General features: G+C 73.1%; 16 protein-coding genes. 11 read left to right on the forward strand and 5 right to left on the reverse strand.

Features of this window, described 5'->3' with window-relative positions:
* Positions 1-22: 22 nt before the first annotated feature.
* Positions 23-1,495 (reverse strand): cellulase family glycosylhydrolase, encoded by a 1,473-nt coding sequence (locus tag HAV39_RS00690; RefSeq protein WP_191837180.1) that lies wholly within the window; start codon positions 1,493-1,495, stop codon positions 23-25.
* A 388-nt stretch (positions 1,496-1,883) separates the two neighbouring features.
* Between HAV39_RS00690 and HAV39_RS00695 the strand changes: the two genes are divergently transcribed.
* The 3 genes from HAV39_RS00695 to HAV39_RS00705 are packed head-to-tail and all read left to right on the forward strand — an operon-like array spanning position 1,884 to position 5,001.
* Positions 1,884-3,209, forward strand: a complete 1,326-nt coding sequence (locus HAV39_RS00695; protein ID WP_239121059.1) for an ABC transporter substrate-binding protein — start codon at positions 1,884-1,886, stop codon at positions 3,207-3,209.
* The gene (locus HAV39_RS00700) at positions 3,209-4,177 is read left to right on the forward strand and encodes a carbohydrate ABC transporter permease (protein WP_191837181.1); all 969 of its coding nucleotides are present in this window, start codon (positions 3,209-3,211) and stop codon (positions 4,175-4,177) included. The genes HAV39_RS00695 and HAV39_RS00700 overlap by 1 nt, the downstream gene beginning before the upstream one ends.
* Positions 4,174-5,001 (forward strand): carbohydrate ABC transporter permease, encoded by an 828-nt coding sequence (locus tag HAV39_RS00705; protein ID WP_239121058.1) that lies wholly within the window; start codon positions 4,174-4,176, stop codon positions 4,999-5,001. The genes HAV39_RS00700 and HAV39_RS00705 overlap by 4 nt, the downstream gene beginning before the upstream one ends.
* Positions 5,002-5,106: 105 nt before the next feature.
* Here HAV39_RS00705 and HAV39_RS00710 read toward each other — a convergent pair whose 3' ends face one another.
* On the reverse strand, positions 5,107-6,651 hold the full coding sequence (locus tag HAV39_RS00710; protein ID WP_191837182.1) for a choice-of-anchor P family protein: 1,545 nt from the start codon (positions 6,649-6,651) through the stop codon (positions 5,107-5,109).
* A gap of 248 nt (positions 6,652-6,899) precedes the next feature.
* Between HAV39_RS00710 and HAV39_RS00715 the strand changes: the two genes are divergently transcribed.
* The 6 genes from HAV39_RS00715 to HAV39_RS00740 all read left to right on the forward strand — a co-directional run bounded on the left by HAV39_RS00715 (position 6,900) and on the right by HAV39_RS00740 (position 14,725).
* Positions 6,900-7,529, forward strand: coding sequence for a HEAT repeat domain-containing protein (locus HAV39_RS00715; protein ID WP_191837183.1), 630 nt, complete (start codon positions 6,900-6,902; stop codon positions 7,527-7,529).
* 2 nt (positions 7,530-7,531) lie between these two features.
* Complete coding sequence (locus HAV39_RS00720; protein WP_191837184.1) at positions 7,532-8,032, forward strand: hypothetical protein; 501 nt, start codon at positions 7,532-7,534, stop codon at positions 8,030-8,032.
* Between the two features lie 174 nt (positions 8,033-8,206).
* Positions 8,207-9,442: an exonuclease domain-containing protein gene (locus tag HAV39_RS00725; protein WP_191837185.1), complete on the forward strand. Its 1,236-nt coding sequence runs from the start codon at positions 8,207-8,209 to the stop codon at positions 9,440-9,442.
* 106 nt (positions 9,443-9,548) lie between these two features.
* A complete protein-coding gene (locus HAV39_RS00730; protein WP_191837186.1) occupies positions 9,549-13,073 on the forward strand; it encodes an ABC transporter ATP-binding protein in 3,525 nt (1,174 codons plus the stop codon).
* Positions 13,074-13,284: 211 nt separating this feature from the next.
* Positions 13,285-14,022 carry a lytic polysaccharide monooxygenase gene (locus HAV39_RS00735; protein WP_191837187.1) on the forward strand — a complete coding sequence of 246 codons (738 nt, stop codon included), beginning with the start codon at positions 13,285-13,287 and terminating at the stop codon, positions 14,020-14,022.
* 94 nt (positions 14,023-14,116) lie between these two features.
* Positions 14,117-14,725: a DUF305 domain-containing protein gene (locus HAV39_RS00740; protein ID WP_191837188.1), complete on the forward strand. Its 609-nt coding sequence runs from the start codon at positions 14,117-14,119 to the stop codon at positions 14,723-14,725.
* 11 nt (positions 14,726-14,736) lie between these two features.
* On the opposite strand, the gene HAV39_RS00745 is transcribed toward HAV39_RS00740, so the two are convergent.
* The 3 genes from HAV39_RS00745 to HAV39_RS00755 form a co-directional block, all read right to left on the reverse strand.
* Entirely contained in the window at positions 14,737-15,945 is a 1,209-nt protein-coding gene (locus tag HAV39_RS00745) for a PP2C family protein-serine/threonine phosphatase (RefSeq protein WP_191837189.1), read from the reverse strand.
* Between the two features lie 93 nt (positions 15,946-16,038).
* Positions 16,039-18,585 carry an FtsX-like permease family protein gene (locus HAV39_RS00750; RefSeq protein ID WP_191837190.1) on the reverse strand — a complete coding sequence of 849 codons (2,547 nt, stop codon included), beginning with the start codon at positions 18,583-18,585 and terminating at the stop codon, positions 16,039-16,041.
* Entirely contained in the window at positions 18,582-19,319 is a 738-nt protein-coding gene (locus HAV39_RS00755) for an ABC transporter ATP-binding protein (protein WP_191837191.1), read from the reverse strand. Before HAV39_RS00755 ends, HAV39_RS00750 begins: the two co-directional genes overlap by 4 nt.
* 108 nt (positions 19,320-19,427) lie before the next feature.
* On the opposite strand from HAV39_RS00755, the gene HAV39_RS00760 reads away from it, so the two are divergent.
* Both HAV39_RS00760 and HAV39_RS00765 read left to right on the forward strand, forming a co-directional pair.
* The gene (locus tag HAV39_RS00760; RefSeq protein ID WP_191837192.1) at positions 19,428-20,639 is read left to right on the forward strand and encodes a sensor histidine kinase; all 1,212 of its coding nucleotides are present in this window, start codon (positions 19,428-19,430) and stop codon (positions 20,637-20,639) included.
* Positions 20,627-21,277, forward strand: coding sequence for a response regulator (locus HAV39_RS00765; RefSeq protein ID WP_191837563.1), 651 nt, complete (start codon positions 20,627-20,629; stop codon positions 21,275-21,277). The genes HAV39_RS00760 and HAV39_RS00765 overlap by 13 nt, the downstream gene beginning before the upstream one ends.
* Positions 21,278-21,337 lie beyond the last annotated feature (60 nt).

Here is a 21,337-nt window from a genome sequence, read left to right on the forward strand (position 1 = left end):
ATGATCGACGCGGGGGTGGGGGTTAGAAGTCGTCCGCGGTGCGGATGCGGTCGCGGATCCAGGCGCCCGCCGGTTTCAACCGGGTGGTGCCGGAGAACTGGCCGGTGGCGCAGGTGCCGGTGGTGAAGACGGCTCCGGAGCGGAAGTCGTCGGAGAAGTTCCAGTTGGTCCAGCTGACCTTCTTGGCGGCCATCAGGTCCAGGTAGCGCTGGGCGTTGGTGAAGTCGTTGGGGCCGTCGCCGGTCGCCTGCTGGGTGCCGAACTCGGTGACGAACATCGGCAGCGTGTCCACGGCCTGGGCGAACGTGTTGTAGTACGCGTTGCCGTGCGAGGCGGCGTAGAAGTGGAAGACGTACATCAGGTTGCCGGCGGTGACCGGGTTGGCGGTGATGGTCGCGACGCCGTTGCCGTCGCCGGACACCGACAGCGAGGACCAGTCGGGCGTGCCGACGAGCACCACGGCCTCCGGGTCACGCTGGCGGATCACGGGGATGACCTGGTCGGCGTAGCTCTTGATGGCGGACCAGCTGACCTCGTTGGGCTCGTTGGCGATCTCGTACAGCACGTTGACCTTGTTCGCGTGCCGCTGCGCGATCTCGGCGAAGAATGTCTTCGCGCGGTCCAGGTTGTAGTTCGGGTCACCGGGGTCGAGCATGTGCCAGTCCACGATGGCGTACATGCCACGGGCCGTGGCCAGCTCGATGTAGTTGTGCACCAGGTCCGTGAAGCGGCGCGGGTCGGTCTCGTAGCCGTCCTCCTGGATGTACATGGAGATGCGCAGCACGTCGGCCGTCCACTCCTGCGCCAGCACGTCCAGCGAACCGGCGGTCGCGCAGTTGGCGTACCACTGGATGCCGTGCGTGCTCATGCCGCGCAGCTGGATCGCCTTGCCGTTCTTGTTGCACAGCTGCCGCCCGCAGACCCGCAGCTGGCCGTTGGCGGCGACAGGCGTGCCGGGGTTCGCGGTCGGGCTGGGGCTGGCCGACGGCGACGGCGGCTTCGACGGTGACGCGGAAGGCGACGGCGGCTTCGAGGGCGAGGCGGACGGCGACGGTGGCCGCGGCGTCGAGGCCGACGGGCTGGGCTGGGTGCCGCCGGCGCACGGCTGGCCGTTGAGCAGGCAGCCGGTGGGGCTGCCGGAGCCCGCGCCGATGAAGCCGAAGACGACCGAGGCGCCCGGCGCGATGGTGCCGTTCCAGGACAGGTTGGCGAAGACGACCTGCTGGCCGCTGCCCGAACGGGCAGCGTCCCAGTGCGAGCTGATGGTGGTGCCCGCGGGCAGGGTGAACGACACCTGCCACGAGTTCATGGTGCTGCTGCCGCCGTTGGCGACGGTGTAGCGGCCCTCGAACCCGGAGCCCCACTCGGACACCTTGGTGAACGTGGCGGTCGGCGTGGTGGCCGCGCTGGCGGAACCGACCGCGACAGCCAGGGACACCGCGGCCAGCACGGACACCGCACCGGCGACCAGGACGTTTCTCAGCTTTCGTGACATGCGCGCCTCCACGGGGGCGTCGTGTGCGGACGTGACGGGTGGCATCGAGGACCGACCCCGCACATCTGTTAGGAAGATTAACTTACTATCAATTACCCTAAGTTCGTCGATGGGACGGCGTCAAGCCGGAGCGACTTAATGATCGCTTAAATCAACCTTCACCAGGAACACCGGCGAGCCGGGGTGGGTGCCGGCGCTCCACATCGGATCGGAACGGGCGCGTGGTGGCCACGGGTCACCTCGGTGGGTGTTGACAGCGGTGCTCGCACGCTCGATCCTCGACGCATTAGTTAGTCAATCTTCCTAACAGTGTTGCCGTCTGCGGGGAGACCCGCCCGCGGCCGCGCCGTGCACCGGCGCGGCACCGATACGAGCGAAGGAGCCACACGTGTTCCGTACCCATGGACCGCGCCGGTTGCTGGTGACAGCACTGGCGGCGGGGCTGCTGGCCACGGCCGCCTGCACGCCCGGCGAGCAGTCCGCGCCCCTGGCCAGTCCCGGCGTCGAGGCGTCGGGCGAGGTCGAGCTCTGGCACTTCTTCACCGACCGCGAGGCGAACGCGATCGCCGAGATCGTCAAGGACTTCGAGGCGAAGCACCCCAAGGTGAAGGTCACCGTCAAGGGCGGCCAGGACGACACCAAGATGCTGCAGGCCATCGGCGCGGGCCAGGGCCCCGACGTCGGCCTGAGCTACTCCACCGACATCGTCGGCAAGTTCTGCTCCTCCGGCGCCTGGACCGACCTGACGCCGTACCTGCAGCGCGACGGGATCGACCTGAAGCGCTACCCCGAGGTGATCCGGTCCTACACCGAGTTCCGGGGCAAGCGGTGCGCCATGCCGTTCCTCGCCGACGTGTACGGCCTGTACTACAACAAGAAGATCTTCGCCGAGGCCGGCGTGGCCGGGCCGCCGAAGACCCTGGCCGAGCTGACCGAGCTCGCCAAGAAGCTGACGGTACGCAAGCCCGACGGCACCATCGAGCGGGCCGGCTTCCTGCCGTCCTTCGGCTTCTACGAGAACTCCCCGTCGCACCTGGCCCCGACCGTCGGCGCGAACTGGCTCAACGCCGACGGCACCTCGGCCATCGGCAGCGACCCGAAGTGGCAGGAGCTGATCCGCTGGCAGAAGGACCTGGTCGACTGGTACGGCTACGACAAGCTGGAGAAGTTCCGGGCCGGGCTGGGCGACGAGTGGTCCGCCGACAACGCCTTCCACAAGGGCAAGGTCGCCATGAACGTCGACGGCGAGTGGCGCATGGCGTTCCTGCGCGACCAGGCCAAGGACGTGTCGTTCGGCGTCGCGCCGCTGCCGGTGGCCGACCCGGCCCGCTACGGCGGCGGCTACGTCACCGGCAACGTGATCGGGGTGTCGCGCACCGCGAAGAACAACGAGGCTGCCTGGGCCCTGGTCCGTTTCCTGACCACCGAGACCGCCGCCATCGTGAAACTGAGCAACGGCATCCGCAACGTGCCCAGCACCACCGACGCGCTGACCAGCACGGAGCTGGTGGTGGACCCGGAGTTCCAGGTGTTCCTGGACATCTTCGCCCACCCCGCCACGGTCACCACGCCGCCGAGCGCGATCGGGGCCGCGTACCAGGAGGAGCTGTCCGGGTTCCTGCAGTCCTATCAGGCCGGCACCACGACCGACCTGGCGGGCGGATTGAAGAAGGTCGACCAGCAGATCGACAACCTCGTCAAGCTGGCGGGCTGATGTCGCTGCCGCTCACCGGGGGTGCGGGCACGTCCCGCACCCCCTCCCCCAGGCTCACCCGGCTGCGGCGGCGGCTGACGCCGTACGTCTTCGTCGCGCCGACCCTGGCCGGGCTCGCCCTGTTCCTGGTCTACCCGCTGGTGTCGGCGGTGTACTTCTCGTTCACCCGGTTCAACCTGATCCAGGCCCCGGAGTGGGTCGGACTGGACAACTGGCGCTTCCTGTTCGAGGACGACAACGTCGTCCGGGCGGCCAAGAACACGCTGTGGCTGGTCGTCGTGATGGTGCCCGCGCGCATGCTCGGGGCGCTGCTCACCGCGCTGCTGCTCAACCAGGTCAAGCGCGCCCGCGGGCTGTACCGCACGCTGTTCTACCTGCCCGCGCTCGCCCCGCCGGTCGCCGCGACGCTGGCGTTCGTGCTGCTGCTCAAGCCCGGCACCGGCCCGGTGAACACGGCACTGTCGGCGCTCGGCGTGGACGACCCGCCGCTGTGGTTCAACGACCCCGCCTGGGCCAAGCCGTCGCTGGTGGTGCTGGCGATGTGGGGCATCGGCGACCTCATGATGATCTTCATTGCGGCGCTGCTGGACGTGCCCGCCGAACTGCACGAGGCCGCCGCCCTGGACGGCGCGGGCAGCTGGCAGCGCTTCCGGTACGTGACGCTGCCCAGCATCTCGCCGGTGCTGGCGTTCGCGGCGATCACCGGGATCATCGGCACGCTGCAGTACTTCACCCAGGCGGCTGTCGCCGCCAGCGTCGCCTCCGGGCAGGTCACCGGGGGCGGCGGCATCTCGGACACGTTCGGCTACCCCGAGGGCTCGACGTTCACCTACCCGCTCTGGCTGTACGTGGTCGGCTTCCGGTACCACGTGCTCGGCTACGCCAACGTGCTGGCCGTGGTGCTGTTCGTGGTCTCGATGACCGCGACGGTGCTGCTGCTGCGCCGGTTCAAGGAGTTCACCCGGTGACACGACGCAACGTGCTGCTCTTCGTCGCCCGGCACGCCGTGGCGATCGCGCTGTCGGTGATGTTCCTGGCCCCGGTCGTGTTCCTCGGGCTGACCTCGTTCATGACCAGCGACCAGACGCTGACCTCGCAACTGTGGCCGACCTCGTGGCATCCCGAGAACTACGCCGAGGCGTTCGCCAAGGCCCCGCTGCTGCGCTACCTGGTCAACACCCTGCTGTACGCGGCACTGGCCACCGGCTTCATGCTGCTGGCCAGCGTGCCCGCCGCGTACGGGCTGGCGAAGCTGCGGTGGCGCGGGCGCTCGGTCACCATGGTCGCGATCGTCTGCATGATGATGCTGCCGCCGCAGGTCACCACCGTGCCGCTGTACCTGTTCTGGGCCGACGCCGGGCTGACCGGGTCACTGTGGCCGCTGATCCTGCCGATGCTGGCCGGTGACGCGTTCTCCATCTTCCTGCTGCGCCAGTTCCTCGTCACCATCCCCGACGAGTACCTGGACGCGGCGCGCGTCGACGGCGCCGGCGAGTGGCGCACCCTGCTCAAGGTCGTCCTGCCGATGGCCCGCCCCGGCATCGCCGCCGCCGCCATGTTCCAGTTCTTCTACGCCTGGAACGACTACTACGGCCCCCTGCTCTACACCAGCGAGAACGAGCAGAACTGGACCGTCTCCCTGGGCCTGGCCAGCTTCCGCAGCATGCACCACGTGGAATGGCACCTGGTCAGCGCCGCCACCATGCTCACCATGATCCCGGTAGTGGTCCTGTTCTTCTTCGCCCAGAAAGCCTTCGTCCAGGGCGTCACCCTCACCGGCGTCAAAGGCTGACCGTTCCTGCCTTGGCGACGATCTTGCGCGAACTGTGGGGACGACACACTCCATTCGGGTGTATCGGCAACAGTTCGCGCAAGATCGTCGCAATCTTGGGCGGGGTCAGCCGAGGTAGCAGCTACCCAGGACGATCTGCTGGGTGACGATGCCCAGCAGGCCGAGCACCTCGACGCGGACCGCGTTCTGCACCAGGCGACCGCCGGGGCCGGTGGTGCTCTCGTTCAGGTGGACCGTGGCGACGCCGGGAATGCCGATGGTGGCCGGTCCGGCGCTGATCGGCGTGCCGTTGATGGTGCCCACGACCTGCGAGGACCGGTTGACGCCGCTACTGCTGCCCGTGCAGGTGCTCGAAACGGCGCTGAGCTGGATGGCTCCGCCGAGCAGCGTCGCACCGTCCACCGACGAGCGCGCGGTGGTCGTGCCGCCCGTGGCGGAGCAGCTCGCGTTCAGCGCACCCGTGGTCACCAGCGGGGGCAGGTCGACCGCGACCTGGGTCTTGGTCGCGCCGGGCGGGCAGACCGCCTCCGGGGTGCGCGGGACCTTGACCAGGCCCGTCGCCTCCACGGCGAACGCGCCCCCGGGTCCGTTGACGACGACCGTGTGGCAGTCGGTCACCTGACCGGCCCCGCCGCCGTCGGTGCCGTCGGCGCGTACGCAGATCTCGTGGCTGCCGATGCCCAGCGCGGGGGTGGCGACGCTGTAGTTCACGTTGACCGGGCCGTCCTGCGGCAGGTCGGGAGTGATCGCGGCGTTGCCGATCGGCGTGAACGCGCCGCCGTCCACCCGCATCGACAGGGCGGTGAGGCGGGACCCGATGACGGCGGGCAGGATCGCCGGGAGCGAGGCGACGTCGGTGACCTGCACGCAGTGCCCGCCCGGCACGGTCGCGGCGGTGATCTGCTCCAGGCTGCCCTCGTTGTTCGGCCCGGCGTAGTCGCAGTCGGCGCCCCCGCCGACGGCGAAGGTGTAGATGTCGATGTCGTCCGGGATGCCCGCGAGCGGCACGTTGATGCTGCCGCCGCCCACCGCGAAGCCGTCGGACATGAACACCACGACCTTGCGGGCCCGGGTCGAGGCCTGGGCGACCGTACGCGCCTTGGCGATGGCGTCGGCGAAGTTCGTCTGGCCGCCGCCGACGTTCTTGTTGGTGAACTTGGCGACCCCGTTGATGAACGTCGACGAGATGACCTCCTCGATGTCACGTACGCCGTTGCCGTCGCCGTCCGTGGCCGGGCCGGTCAGCAGCTGGTCGCCCGCGCCCGGCTGCACGTCGGCGGTGGCCGCGGTGACGCCGAAGGCCACCATGCCCACGTCGCCGATCGTGCCGCTCTGCGCCTGGGCGTTGAGGGCCAGCCCGGCGGCGATCTCGCACTGCAGGATGTTGCCGCAGCTCGGTGCCCCGGGGTTGGCGGTGCTGCTGGAGGCGTCCAGCACGTAGATGAGCGAGGTGCCCGCCACCGGCACACCGGTGCCCACCGAGGCCGTGCCCGTGACGGTGACCGGCCCCGGCGCGACCGCGGCCCCGTCTGCCGGAGTCGCGATGGTGACGGCGATGCTGGTGCCGCCGGGCAGGTTGCCGTCGGCGGCGAACGCGGGTGTCGCGATCAGTGCCGAGGCCGCGGCGAAGGCGATGAGAGCACGCTTCAAAGCACACCTCCATGAATGGGAATCAATGCGAATTTCGATGCTAGAGATCGCTACACCGCATCGAGGTGGCACACATGAGACATCCCACGCCATTGATGATCTGCTATGGCCGAGCGTGCGCTGCCCACGGCGGTGCGCGCCCGCCGTAATCCGATCGAGGGAAGGCGCGTACGCCCTATCGGGTGATCGGCCGCGCAGTGTTCAATGATCCGGTGGGAATCGCCAGGAGTCGCCGGAACCTCGGCCGGATGCAGCAGGAGTCGACCCTCGACGGCGGTGGCGCGTACGCGTCGCAGCCCGTCGCGCCGGTGCCCGACCCGGCGTTCGACGAACGCCCCGCGGCCGACGAGCATTGGGGCCCCTTCGCCCGCCGACTGCAGGCGGCCCGTGACCCGCGAGCGCTCCCGGCGCTGCTGGAGGCACACGACACGCTGCGGCGCGAGCCCCGGTTCTGCTGCGTCGGCGCGGTCCGGGCCGCGATCTACGAGATAGCGACGGCGCGCGAGAACGCCGCCAGCGCACCGGTCGCCGACCTGGTCGACCGGTGGTGGAACTCCTCCGAGGCGTGGGAGGAGATGGTCGCGGTCGCGGCCCGCGCCGGCGGGCAGGAGGAGACCGAACGGCCCGCGCTGCTGGAGAAGGTGCGCTCGGCCCGGCCGACGGTGATCACCGCGGCCATCGAGGGCCTGTGCGGCATGTCCGACGCCGCCGAGATCGAGGCGCTGCGCGAGGTCGTCAGCCGGCCCGACCCGATGCTGCACTGGGCGCACCAGGCCGCGGCCCGGCGGCTCGCCGAGATCGGCACTCCTGACGCCGAAGCCGCCCTGGCCCAGCGCTTCGTCGACCCGGACGGGCTGTGGCGCGAGGACCCCGCCTGACCATGGACGCAGGCACCGAGCCGACCCGCATCGGCGTCACCGGGCACCTCAACCTGACCGCGGACACCGCGGAACTGGTCGCCGCGGCGCTGCGTGAGCTGCTGGCCGCGTACTGCCCGGAAGAGCTGGTCGGGGTGTCGTGCCTGGCCCCGGGCGCGGACACGGTCTTCGCGGAGGCGGTGGTGGCGCACGGCGGGCGGCTGGAGGTCGTGCTGCCCGCCGCGGACTACCGGGCCACGAAGGTGACCGCGGAACACGCCGCGGCGTTCGACCGGATGGCCTGGCACGCCGCGTCGGTCCGGGTGATGGCGCATGCGCGGGCGGGGCGTGCCGCGTACGAGGACGCCAACGCCGCCATGCTCGCCGACTGCGACCTGCTCGTCGCCGTGTGGGACGGACGACCGGCCGCCGACCAGGGCGGCACCGCGGCCGTGGTCGCCCGGGCGCGGACACTGGGCATGCCGGTGGTGGTGGTCTGGCCCGAGGGCTCCCGGCGCGCCTGAGCCCGCCGCCGCGTGCCGCCGGGTGGGTCGGCGTTCGCCGGAGGTGACGTTCACCGGATTCGCGGGCGCGTCGGTGCGCTCGGCGGAGCCGCGCCCGCGCCGCAGGACATAGGGTGAGATCCCCGGGGACGGGTCGTGATGGGACGGTCGGGCCGGGTCGGTGGAGGTGACGGCGTGTACGCGGTGATCGATGTGGAGACGACCGGGCTGCGCACGACCTGGCACGACCGGATCTGCGAGATCGCGATCGTGCACGTCGACGCGTCCGGCCGGATCACCGGCGACTGGTCGAGCCTGGTCAACCCGGAGCGCGACCTCGGCCCGCAGCACGTGCACGGCATCACGGCCGCGGAGGCCCGCCGCGCCCCGGTCTTCGCCGACCTCGCCGGGCAGGTCGGGGCCATGCTGCGCGAGCGGGTGATCGTGGCGCACAACCTCGCCTTCGACGCCGCGTTCCTGGTCGCCGAATACTCCCGGCTCGGGCTGCAGGCCCCGGTCGGGCGCGAGTACGGCCTGTGCACCATGAACCTCGCCGCCCAGCTGCTGCCCTCGGCCGGGCGCAGCCTGCGCGACTGCTGCCTGGCGGCGGGCATCCCGCAGCAGCGGGCGCACAGCGCGCTCGACGACGCCCGCGCGGCCGCCGGGCTGCTGGCGCGTTACCTGCACCGGGTCGGCTCGCCGCCGCCGTGGCAGCAGCTGGTGCTCGACGCCGCCACGCTGACCTGGCCGCCGCTGCCGTCCGACGAGGTGCTGCCGGTGGTGCGCCGCCACCCGCACGAGGTGGAGGAGCACTTCCTCACCAGGCTCGTCGACCGGCTGCCCCGGGTGCCGACCCCGCCCCAGGCCGACAGCTACCTGTCGCTGCTCGACCACGCCCTGCTCGACCGGCACGTCTCCACGATGGAGGCGGACGCGCTGGTCGACGCCGCGTACGCGCTGGGGCTCAGCCGGGACGAGGTGCTGGACCTGCACCGGCTCTACCTGCAGGCGCTCGCCGTCGAGGCGGCCGACGACGGCCAGGTGACCGAGACCGAGCGCGCCGACCTGCACACCGTCGCCGCGCTGCTCGGGCTGGGCCGCGCCGACGTCGACCGGGTGCTGGACCCGGACTCCGACGATCCGCACCGCCGCACCACGCGGCCGCTGCCCGCCCCGGCGTTCCGGCTGCTGCCCGGCGACACGGTGGTGTTCACCGGGCAGACCGCCGAGCCGCGGGAGCTGTGGGAGGAACGGGCCCGCATGGCCGGGCTGACCGTGGGCCGCGCCGTCACCCGGACGACCCGCCTGCTGGTGGCGGCCGATCCCGACACCATGTCGGGCAAGGCCCGCCAGGCCCGCCGGCACCGCATCCCGATCGTGCACCCGGGCGCGTTCCTGAGCATGCTCGTGGCGCTGCGCGTCGCCGAGTAGCCCACTGTGGTGATCACCACGCCGGTGCCTCCGTAATTGCGTTGAGCTCGGGCGGCGCGGCCTTGCATGCTGGGGACCAGATCAAACCAGCTGCAAGGGGCCTGCCATGCGTCTGTTCCGTGACCTGTGGGCCACGTCGCCCCGCCGAACCTTGGCGGTGCTGGTGCTCATCGTGGCCGGCGCCGCCTCTGCCGCGCTGGCCGCAGCCCTGGCCGGCATCGTGCTGGTGGACCGGTCCACGCTCGCTTTCACCGCGCTGGCCACGGCGCTGGCGGTGGTGGTGCTCAGCGACCTCGTCCTCAGCCTGATCATGGCCCGGCTCACCGCCGACTGGGCGGCCGACGTGCGCCGCCGGCTGTGCCGGGTCGCCTTCGGGCAGAGCCTGCCGACGCTGGAGGGCACCCCGGTCGGCGAGCTGCTCGACCGGATCGACGGCGACGTGTACCAGGTGGGTTCGCAGCTGCGCGGCAGCGGGGTCCGGCTGGCCCAGTCGGGCGCGGTCGCGGTGCTGTCCGTGGTGACGGCGTTCGTGGTGTGGTGGCCGGCCGGCCTGGCCATGCTGCTGCTGTCGCTGGTGCTCGGGTTCGGGCTGCGCCGCCCGACGGCCGCGATCGGCCCGGCCCGGATGCACGAGGAGGAGGCCTGGTCGGACCTGGCCGCCGTGCAGGAGGAGTCGGTGCACGGCCAGGACGACGTGCGCACCAGCCTGGGCCGCCCGTACGTGCTGCGCCTCTACGCCCAGCGCTCCAGTGAGGTGCTCCGACGCGGCCGTCGCGTGTGGGCGCTGTCGTCGCGGGTGAGCACCATCGCCTCCGGCGTGACCCGGGCGGGCATCGCCGTGCTGGTGCTCGGCGGCGTGTGGGCGCTGTCGGCGGGCCACCTGGGCGCGGCCCGGCTCACCGGCGCGTGGCTGCTGGCGCTGGCCTTCGGCGGCACCGTCGAGCAGGTCAGCCGGATGCTGCCCGAGCTCCAGCACGCGCTGGGCGCGTGGGCGCGGGTCCAGCTGCTGCGCGACACCCCGCAGGAGCCGACCGGCGGCTCGGCACCGGCCACCGGCAACATCGAGGTACGCGGGCTGACCTTCCATTACTCCACCGACCGCCGCCGCCCGGCGCTGCGGGAGCTGGACCTGACCTTCGCGCCCGGGCGCTCGTACGCCCTGGTGGGCCGGACCGGCTCGGGCAAGTCGACGCTGGCCAAGGTGCTGACCCGGGCCGTGGACGTGCCCCGGGGCACGGTGTTCCTGGGCGGGACGGACCTGCTCGACCTGGAGGTCGAGGCGCTGCGGCGCTGGGTCGCGATCGTGCCGCAGCGCACCGAGATCCTGGCCGGCACGCTGGCGGAGAACATCGCGCTGTTCGACCCGGAGCTGCTCGACGCCGCTGGGCAGGCCATGGACGAGCTGGGTCTGACCTCGTGGGTCGACACCCTGCCGGACGGCCTGCGGACGAAGCTCGGCGAGGGCGGCCAGAAGCTGTCGGCGGGCCAGGAGCAGCTGGTCGCGTTCGCGCGCATCCTGGTCCGCGACCCGCAGGTGGTGATCCTCGACGAGGCCACCGCCCGGATGGACCCGGTCACCGAGGCGCGCGTGCAGCACGCCGCCCAGCGGCTGCTGCGCGGGCGCATCGGCGTGGTCATCGCGCACCGGCTGTCCTCGGTGCGCGACTGCGACGAGGTCGTGGTGCTGGCCGACGGCCGGGTCGTGGAGGCCGGGCCGCTGTCGGAGTCGGCGCGGTTCGCCCAGCTGCTGGCGACCAGCCACAGCAGCGCGGCCGACGGCGAGCTGGTCCTGGCGACCGCGTACGGCCTGGAGTCGGCGGGTGAGGGCGCGGCGGGCGACGTACCGCAGGGCGGCTCGGCCCGGCCGGACGGCCTGGCCGTGAGCGCGGGCGACGGCCCGGGCGGGGACCTGGTCGCGCCGCCCAAGGCCGACCCGCCGCCGCTGCCCGCCCCGCAGCGGGTGCGCACCCTGCGCGAGATCTTCCGGCTGACCGTCAACGACTTCCGCTTCGGCCAGGTGTCGGTCGCGCTGTTCACCGTCATGGTGCTCTTCGGCCTGGACGGCACGGTGCTGCCGTGGCTGTGGGCCGACGTGGTCGACGGCTCCGGCAGCCCGTGGTGGCCGGCGGTCGGCATCGTCGCCGGGCTGGCCGTGACCACTCCGGCGGGCTACTTCGCGGGCCTGTGGTATCCGGAGTGGTGGGTCCGCCAGATGCTGCGGATCAACCTGCGGCTGGTGCACGGGCAGACCGGGCCGCGCCGGGTCAGCGCGCACACCCCGGCCGAGGTCGTCGCGCAGGGCGGTGACAACGAGCGAGTGGTGATGCTGGCCGACAACCTGGTCGACCAGACCATCAGCATCGTCATGATCGTCGCGATGACGCTGGTGTCCGGCTCGATCGTGCCCGCGCTGTTCTTCACCGGCACGATGGTGGTCTCGGCGCTGGCCGCGACGGTCTTCGCGCCGGTGCTGAAACGCTCGGCCGCGCACACCGTGGCGGCGCGGGCCGCGTTCGCCACGTTCCTGGTGTCGTCGCTGTCGTCGGCGCGCACGGTCAAGCTGGCCGGCGCGACCCGGCCCGTGCTGGGCCAGCTGGCCCGGCTCGACGCCGCCCGCAGCGAACGGCAGCGCCAGGAGATCGCCATGCAGGTGTGGGCGCGGTCGACGCCCTCGCTGCTGGCGGGCCTGCTGCCGATCGCGGTGTGGGCGCTGTTCATGGCCGGCGAGCTGGGCGCGGGCGCGGCCCTGGTCGCGGTGTCGACGCTGGGCTCGGCGCGCTGGTTCGCGTGGACCACGGCGTCGCTGGTGTCGCAGCTGCCGTCGGCGCGGGTGTGGACCAGGCGCACCGTGGCGATGGCCGGGGTGGGCGCCTACTCGGCGGCGGTGCCGGGCGTGGACCTGTCCGCGGGCACCGCGCCCGGTCCGGTGGCCGCGCCGCGCAACCCGCTGCACCGGCTGGAGCTGTCGAAGTTCGGCGCGGTGCACGAGGACGGCACGGTCGGCGTACGCGGGGTCGACCTCGCGGTGGAGCGCGGCGACCTGGTGCTCGTGCTCGGCCCGGTCGGCTCGGGCAAGTCGTCGCTGCTGCGGGCCCTGGCGGGCATCGTGCACCACGACGGCGAGCTGCTCTGGAACGGCGACCGGGTCGCCGAGCCGGAGGTGTTCCTGCGCCCCAACCAGGTCGGGTACGTGGCGCAGCTGCCTCGGGTGCTGTCCGGCACGGTCGGCGACAACATCCGCCTCGGCCACGACGTCGACGCCGCGCAGGCGGTGGCGACGGCGCAGCTGGAGCACGACCTGGCCGCGGCGGGCAGCGGCATGGAGCTGCTCATCGGGCACAAGGGCACCCGGCTGTCCGGCGGCCAGCTGCAGCGGCTGGCGCTGGCCCGGGCCCTGGCGCCGGGCACCGAGCTGCTGATCGCCGACGACGTGTCGTCCGCTCTGGACGTGACCACGGAGCTGGCGCTGTGGCAGGCGCTGCGCGCGCACGGGCTGACCGTGGTCGGCTCGACGTCCAAGCGGGCCGCGCTCGTGCAGGCGGACCGGGTCGTCGTGCTGATCAACGGCGAGGTGGTCGCGCAGGGATCGTGGAGTGAGCTGGAGGCGGGCTGGGGTCACCTGGCCGGTTGACCGACGACATGCACGAAGCCCCGGCCGGAACGCGGCCGGGGCTTCGTGCATGTCCGGACACGTGCCAACTTGAACGCAATCTCAGTTAAGCGTATTTACAGTTAGGACTGTTTATTTTATGTTTTCGTGAACGAGTGTCGATGTCTCCTCTCACGACACCGGCACTCGTCCCTCCCGGTCCGTCCATCCCGCACAGAAGCGAGGAGGAGACATGCGAAAACGGATCGTCCTACCCGTCCTGTCCATCTTCACGATCCTGGTGTCCGGCCTGATCGCCAATCCGGCGAGCGCGCACGGGTACATCTCGTCCCCGCCCAGCCGCCAGGCCAACTGCGCCCAGGGTCGGGTCACCGGCTGCGGTGACATCGTCTACGAGCCGCAGAGCGTCGAGGCCCCCAAGGGCTCGATGCAGTGCAACGGCGGCGGCAGCCGGTTCGCGGTGCTCAACGACAACAGCAAGAACTGGCCCGCGGCCTCGGTCGGCAACAACGTCACCTTCAACTGGGTGCTCACCGCCCGCCACCGCACCAGCACCTGGGAGTACTTCGTCGGAAGCACCCGCATCGCGGTCTTCAACGACAACGGCGCCCAGCCCGGTGCGACGGTCTCGCACAACGTCAGTCTCGGCGGGCGCACCGGCCGGTTCACCGTGCTGGCCCGGTGGAACATCTACGACACCGCGATGGCGTTCTACTCCTGCGTAGACCTCCAGGTCGGCAGCGGCGGCGGCAACCCGACGCCGCCTCCGACGTCGCCCTCGCCCAACCCGCCGCAGTCGCCGCCGCCGTCCAACCCGCCGCCGGCCGGCGGGACCTGGGCAGCGGGCACCGCGTACGCCGTCGGCGCGACCGTGACCTACGGCGGGCTCAGCTACCGCTGCCTGCAGGCGCACACCGCGCTCGCCGGCTGGGAGCCGCCCAACGTGCCTGCCCTGTGGCAGCGCATCTGATCACCGCCTGACCCGGTCCGCGGCTCACCCGAGCCGCGGACCGGCCCACCCCGAGCCGCCGCCCGCACGCCCGGTCACGAGGAGCCACCCGCACATGAAGCGCTTCGTCCTGCTCGCCGTCGCCCTGGTGACCCTGGCCGCCTGTGACGCGCCGCCCGGGGTCAGCGCCAGGCCGTCGTCCGTGCCGTCGTTCGCGCCGCCGTCCGGGTCGCCGCCGCCGGCGGTCTCCGAGTCGGGCGGGTACAACGACACCGACGTGATGTTCCTGCAGATGATGTCCGCGCAGTACGGTCCCGCCGCCGAGCTGCTGAAGCTCGCCGCCGCCCGCAGCGCGAACACGAAGGTGCGCGATCTGGCCGCGGCGATGGACGTGACGCAGGCCGACGAGCTGACCGCCGTACAGGGCTGGCTGCGCGCCTGGACCAAGCCGCTCACGCCCGCCACCGACCCGAACCTGCACGCCGGACACGGCGGCCTGCCCGCGACCGGACCGGACGAGGTCAAGGCGCTGCGCGACGCCCCCGCCGCCGAGTTCGACAAGGTCTTCCTCAACCTGCTGCTCGGCCACCAGCACCAGGCCATCGAGTACGCCCGGATGGAGCTGGCCTCAGGGGTCAACCCGAAAGTGCTGGAGTTCGCGACCCGCGTCGACTCCTCCCGCACCGCCCAGGTCACCATGATGCTCGGCATGGTGTCCGGCTGAGCGCCGACTGATCAGGGCAGCACCCGCCGGGCCGCCTCCGCCGACCATTCGACCAGCATCAGCGTCGCGTCGTCACGGGGCGGGCCGTCGCGGAACTCGGCGACCCGGTGGGCCAGCCCGCGCAGCGTCTCCGGGGCGGGCAGCTTCGCCTGCGCCGCCCGCTCGGTGAGGTCGGCGAGCCGCTCGACGCCGAACAGCTCCCCCCGCCGGTCACTCGCCTCGACGATGCCGTCGGTGTACAGCAGCAGCCGGTCCCCCGGCTCCAGCATCTCCTCGGCCACGTCGATCGTGCCGTCGTCGAGCCCCAGCGGCAGCCGGTGGCCGCCGGTCAGCTCGCCGACGGCCCGGCCACGGCGCAGCAGCAGCGGCGCGGGATGCCCGGCGCTGATGTAGCGCAGCCGCCCGGTGCCGGTGTGCAGCTCGCACAGCACCCCGGTGACGTAGGCGGTGTCGGCGAACTGGTCGCGCAGCGCGTCCTCGGTGGCCTGCGCGATCGCGTACAGGCCACGGTTGTCGCGCCGGGCCGCGCGGATGGCGGCCAGCGCGGTCACCGTCATGACCGCAGCGGGCAGGCCACGGCCCATGCCGTCGAGCACGCAGAACCAGGCCGTCTCGCCGTCGAGCGCGTAGTCGAAGGCGTCCCCGCCGATGTCGTAGTGCGGTTCCAGCACCGCGCTGATCACAAGCCGCTCGGAGGTGAACGTCATCGGCGGCAGCGTCGACAGCAGCAGCTCGCCCGCCACCGTCATGGGCCGGGTCCGGCGGACCTGCTGCAGCGAGTCGCCGTACGGCATCTTCACCGCCAGCAGGTGCCCGACCAGGCCCACGTAGCTCTCGCACCAGTCCTGCAGCACCTCGATGTCGCAGTCGTCGCGGCGCAGCACGACGTCCACCACGCCCAGGCGTTCGGTGCCGTCCACCAGCGGCACCCACAGCCGCCCGCCGGCGCCGTCGCCCACCCGCTGGGTGTGCACGCTGGTGAAGGCCCGCCCGGCGACCGTGCCCTCCACGCCCAGCGCGTCGGGCCGCTCCCGGCCGCGCTCCGGCAGCGGACGCAGGTGGCGCTGCTCCTCGTCGACCAGGTAGCAGGTGGCCTCCAGGCCGAGCGGGCGAAGCGCCGCGCTGACACACTCGGCGACCTCGTCGTCCTGCGCCTGCTGGGTCAGGTGCAGAAGATCCAACAGGGCCGCGTGCCACGGGTCGTACGTCACCTGGGTCATTCGCGCACCTCGCCGTCCCGTCCCGAGCACGGTCGGCGTCCGACACTCCCGCTCCCCCGTGCATTCCCTGACGTTCCCCAGGCGACCACCTGCTCAAACACTCGCCGAGCCGCGGGTCGCCCGGCCGGAGCCGAGCGCGGGCAGGCCCGCCGCGGCCACCGCCAGCACCAGGCACACGCCGACGGTCGCGGCCAGCGTGCCCCACGGGATCACCATCGGCACCGCGACGCCGAGCTGCGCGCTCAACCCGCGGGCGAGCGCGGCCAGGGCCGCGACGGCCACGGCCAGCCCCAGCGCCGCCCCGGTGACCACCACCACCGCGGTCTCCGCGGCGAGCATGCCCAGCACCTGGCCGCGGGTGGCCCCGGACAGCGTCAGCACCCGCAGGTCCCCGGCCCGGCCCGTGGTCGACATGAGCATCGTGTTCACCACCGCCAGCAGGCCGAACCCGGCCGACACCGCGATCAGCAGCGCGGTGAACACCCACACCAGGCGGTCGTCCTCGTCCTGGCCGCTCGCCGCGTAGGCCGCGGCGGACAGCGGGCGCGCGCCCAGACCGGCGAGCGCGCTCTCCGGCACGGGCTGTCCGGAGTAGACGACGACGGTCAGCGCCGACGGGTCCATCGCCCGTACCACCGCCCGGTCGAGCAGGATGCCGGCCGGCAGTGGTCGGCCGACGAGCACCGCGACGACCTCCAGCGTGATCGGGCGGCCGTCCGGACCGAACACGGGATGCGTGCTTCCGGCGACCCAGCCCGCCGAGGCGGCGAATCCCTCGGCCACCGCGACCGGAACGACCGGGCCGGCCGACCGTCCGGGGCCTGACCCGGCGGGCAGCGCATGGTCGACACCGGGTCCGGCCTGCTCCGCAGGACCCGCGACGTCCGATGGACCTGCGGCCGAGGGTCGGTGCAGGGCGGTCAGGCTGCCGTCGGCGACGGTCAGCAGCACGTGCTCGGCGGGGGTGATACCGGCGGCGGGCAGCGGTTCGACGCCGTCGTACAGGGTGGTCGGCAGGGCGGACCGGCCGCCCGCGGCGGTGACCGCGGCGTCGGACAGGCCCGCCGTGCCGTCGGGCACGACCACGGCCGTGGCGTTCGCGGCGGTGACCCGGTTGAGCCCGTAGTAGGCGGTGGTGGTCTGCACCATCCCACCGATGAGGACCGTGAACGCCACGCAGAGCAGCACCGGCGCGGCGGCCGAGGCGGACCGCCGGGCCGCGGTCGCGACGTGCTGGCGCACCAGCAGCACGGTCGCGCCCCGGCCGCGCGCGAACGGCGCGGTGAGCAGGCGCACCGCGGGCGGCAGCAGCACCGGGGCCAGCAGGCTGCCCGCGGTGACCAGCGCCATCGCCGCGTACAGCGCGTAGGTGCCCAGGTCCGCGCCGGACGCCCGGGTCGCGGCGACCCCGGCGGCGACGGCCGCGGCCAGCGCCACGCCACCGGCGAGCATCCGCACCAGGGTCACCGGGCGGTCGTCGACTGCCGCCGTGCGCAGCGCCGCCAGCGGGCCGACCCGGCCCGCGCGGCGGGCCGCGGCCCAGGTTCCCGCGAGCGCCACCAGCACCCCGGCGGCCATCGCGGCAACCGGGACGACCGGCTGGTACAGCACGGTGAACGACGCCGGCTCGAATCCGGTGCGCGCCAGCCAGCGCGCCACCGGCCCTGCGGCCAGCAGTCCCACCGGGACCCCGCACGCGCCGCCGAGCAGGCCCAGCAGCACGACCTCGCCGAGCACCCAGCGCCGCACCTGCCGCGGCACCGCCCCGAGCAGCCGCAGCAGGCCCAGTTCCCGCTCGCGCTGGCGGGTCGCGAAGGCGAACGTCGACGCCACGATGAACACCGACACGAACAGTCCCAGCGCGGACAGGGCGGACAGCACCTGCATCCCGATCCACCGGGTGCGGGCGTCACCGACTGGTTCCGCCGCGCCGCGCGCGTCGCCGGCCAGCACGACGCCGTCCGCACCGACGACCGCAGTCGCCGCCGCGGCGACGCGGGCAGCATCGCCGCCGTCAGCGTCGGCATCGGCATCGGCATCGGCATCGGTCGAGGTCAGCAAGCCGATCAAGGGCACGCCGCCGGTGCGAGTGCCCGCCACACCGTCGGCCACCCAGATCCCGGCCCCGCGCACCGTCCCGGTGACCGTGAACTGCTCCGGCCCGGCCGCGGTCAGCAGGTCGACCCGCGCCCCCACCGGGACCCCGAGCGAGGTGCCCAGCACGACCTCCCCGGAACCGGCAGGAGCCCGGCCCGTGGCGAGCACGTGGCCGCCGAGCGCTGCCGCGGACCAGTTGTAGGCGTCGCGTTCCCCCGCGACGGGCGAGCCGTCACGCAGCACCTGGGCGTAGAAGCGGTGGACCGGCACCGCCCTCGACACCCCGGGCACGGCCGCCAACCGTACGGCCAGCGCTTCGGCCTGCTCATTCGGCCACGGGCGGGGTTCGGTGAACGCCTCCGGGGCAGTCGGCGGCACCGGCCGGATCAGCACGGGGCTCGCCGCGTACCGGTCGGGGGCGACCGGGCGTGCCGAGACGAGCAGCAGGCCGCACACGGTGAGCACGGCGACCGCGACGGCGAGGGTCAGCAGCGTGCCGAGCAGGCTGCGCCACCGTTCGCGCAGCGAGGCGAGCGCGATCATGCCGCCACCGCCCCGGCGGCCAGCCGGGCCGCGATGCGTGCGGGGTCCGCGCCGGTGATCTCGTCGACGAGCCGCCCGTCGGCCAGCACCAGCACCCGGTCGGCGACCACGGCCGCCGCCGGATCGTGGGTCACCATCACGACGGTCTGCCCGTGCCCGTCGACCAGCCGCCGCAGTGCCGCCAGCACCACCGCCGACGACGTGCTGTCCAGTGCCCCGGTGGGCTCGTCGGCGAACAGCGCCGCGGGCCGGGTGATCAGGGCGCGGGCGATGGCGACCCGCTGCTGCTCCCCGCCGGACAGTTGCGCCGGGTAGTGCCCGGCCCGCTCGGCCAGCCCAACCTCGGCCAGCGCCCGCGTGACCGCCGCCGGCTGCGGCGCGCGCCGGGCCAAACGCGACGGCAGCGCCGTGTTCTGGGCCGCGGTCAGCGCCCCGACCAGGTTGTACGCCTGGAACACGAACCCGATCCGGTCCCGGCGCAGCAGCGTACGGGCGTGCTCGGACAGCCCGGCCAGGTCGGTGCCGTCGACAGTGATCTGCCCGCTGTCGACGGTGTCGAGCCCGGCCGCGCATTGCAGCAGGGTCGACTTGCCCGAGCCGGACGCGCCCATCACCGCGGTGAAGCTGCCCGCGGTGAAGTCGGCGCTCACCCCGTCCAGGGCGGTGACCGTGTGCGCACCGGTCCGGTATGTCTTGCGGACCGCGTGCAGGCGGACCGTCGCCGTTGATGTCATGCGTCCACCTCATCCGAGCGCAGGCCCCGGCACACTGGTGCGACGGCGAGGATCGGCACTAGTCCCAGCACTACTGTGCGGGCGATCGGTCCAGGTTAGGGTCGTGCGGTGATCCCTCGCACCGCCCTGTCCGCCGCCGCTGCCCCGCCCTGGCGGCTGGCGCATTCGGCCTGGCCGTGGCGGTCCCTGGGGTATCTGGCCGCGGGGCTGCTCCCGGCGGCCCTGCCGATGGCGCTGCTGGCCGGCATCGAGCTGCTGCGCCCGGGGCGCACCGCGCTGATCGGCCTGCTGGTGGCCGCGCTGCTGATCGTGGTGGCCGCCGGGCCGCTGATCGCCGGGTTCGACCGGTGGCGGCTGCGCCTGGTCGACACCCGCCCGCTGCCGGCGCGCCCGCCGCTGCGCCTGCGCGAGCCCGGCACCTGGCGCGAGATCGGGTACGCCGTCCTCAGCGCGTGCGTGGCCTGGTGGCTCGACCTGGCCGTGGTGCTGCTGTCGCTGCTCCCGCCGCTGATGCTGATCTCCGCCCCGCTCCAGCCCTCCGGCCCCGGCGCCGAACTGCCCGCCAGCCCGTGGTTCACCGGCATGCTGTGCGCCGCCGGGCTCGTCCTGCTGCCGCTGACCGCGTACCCGATCACCGCCTGGGCCGGAGCGCGGGCCGCGATCGCCCGCGCGGTGCTCGCGCCGACCGACACCGACCTGGTCGAGGTCATGCGCTCGCGGGAGCGGCTGGCCGCGGGCTTCGACTCCGAACGCCGCCGTATCGAGCGGGACCTGCACGACGGCGCGCAGCAGCGGCTCGTCGCGCTGAGCGTCACCCTCGGCCTGGCCCGGCTGCAGGTCGCCGACGAGCACCCGGTCGCACCGCTGCTCGACGACGCCCGGCAGCAGACCGCGGCGGCGCTGGCCGAGCTGCGCGAGCTGATCCGCGGCGTGCATCCCCAGGTGCTCAGCGACCGCGGGCTGGCCGCCGCGATCCGCGACATCGCGGGGCGCTCCCCCGTGCCGGTCGAGCTCGACCTGCGCCTGGACGGGCGGCTGCCCGCACCGGTCGAGGTCACCGCATACTTCGCGGTCAACGAGGCGCTGGCCAACCTGGCCCGGCACAGCAGTGCGGCCGCGGGCCGGGTCGCGGCATGGACGCAGGACCGGCGACTGGTGCTGGAGGTCCACGACGACGGCGCGGGCGGCGCCGACCCCGCCCGCGGCACCGGGCTCGCCGGCCTGGCCGACCGGGCCGCGGCGGTCGGCGGGCGGCTGCTGCTGGCCAGCCCGCCCGGCGGGCCGACCCTGCTGCGGGTGGAGCTGCCGTGCGAGCGCTGAGGGTGGTGCTGGCAGAGGACTCGGTGCTGCTGCGCGAAGGCCTGACCAGCCTGCTGCGCCACTTCGGACACGAGGTGGCCGCGGCGGTCGGCGACGCCGACGCGCTGCGCGAACAGGTGCCGCGGCTACGGCCCGACATCGTCGTCACCGACGTGCGGATGCCGCCCGGCTTCAGCGACGAGGGCCTGCGAGCCGCGCTGGCGTTGCGCGCCGAACTGCCCGACCTGCCGATCCTGGTGCTCAGCCAGTACGTCGAGCAGACCTACGCCGCGGAGCTGATCGACGCGGGACGGTCCGCGGGCACCGGATACCTGCTCAAGGACCGGGTCGGTGAGGTGAGCGAGTTCGTGGACGGGCTGGTCCGGGTCGCCGACGGGCACACCGTCATCGACCCCGAGGTGGTCCGCCAGCTGCTGGACCGCCGCCGCGACCCGGTGCACCGGCTCACCCCGCGCGAGCGCGAGGTGCTGGGCCTGGTCGCGGAGGGCCGCTCCAACGCGGCGATCGCCCGCCGTCTGGTCGTCACCGAGGCCGCGGTGGCCAAGCACATCGCGGGCATCCTCGCCAAGCTCGACCTGCCTCCCGACGCCGACGACCATCGCCGCGTCCTGGCGGTCCTCGCCTACCTGCGCGGCTGACCGCACCAGGCCGCCGGACGCGGGGCAATACCGGGGCTGGTGAGCCTTCTTCGCCACGCC

The organism is Catellatospora chokoriensis, from assembly GCF_011297315.1.
Classification (GTDB): domain Bacteria; phylum Actinomycetota; class Actinomycetes; order Mycobacteriales; family Micromonosporaceae; genus Catellatospora; species Catellatospora citrea.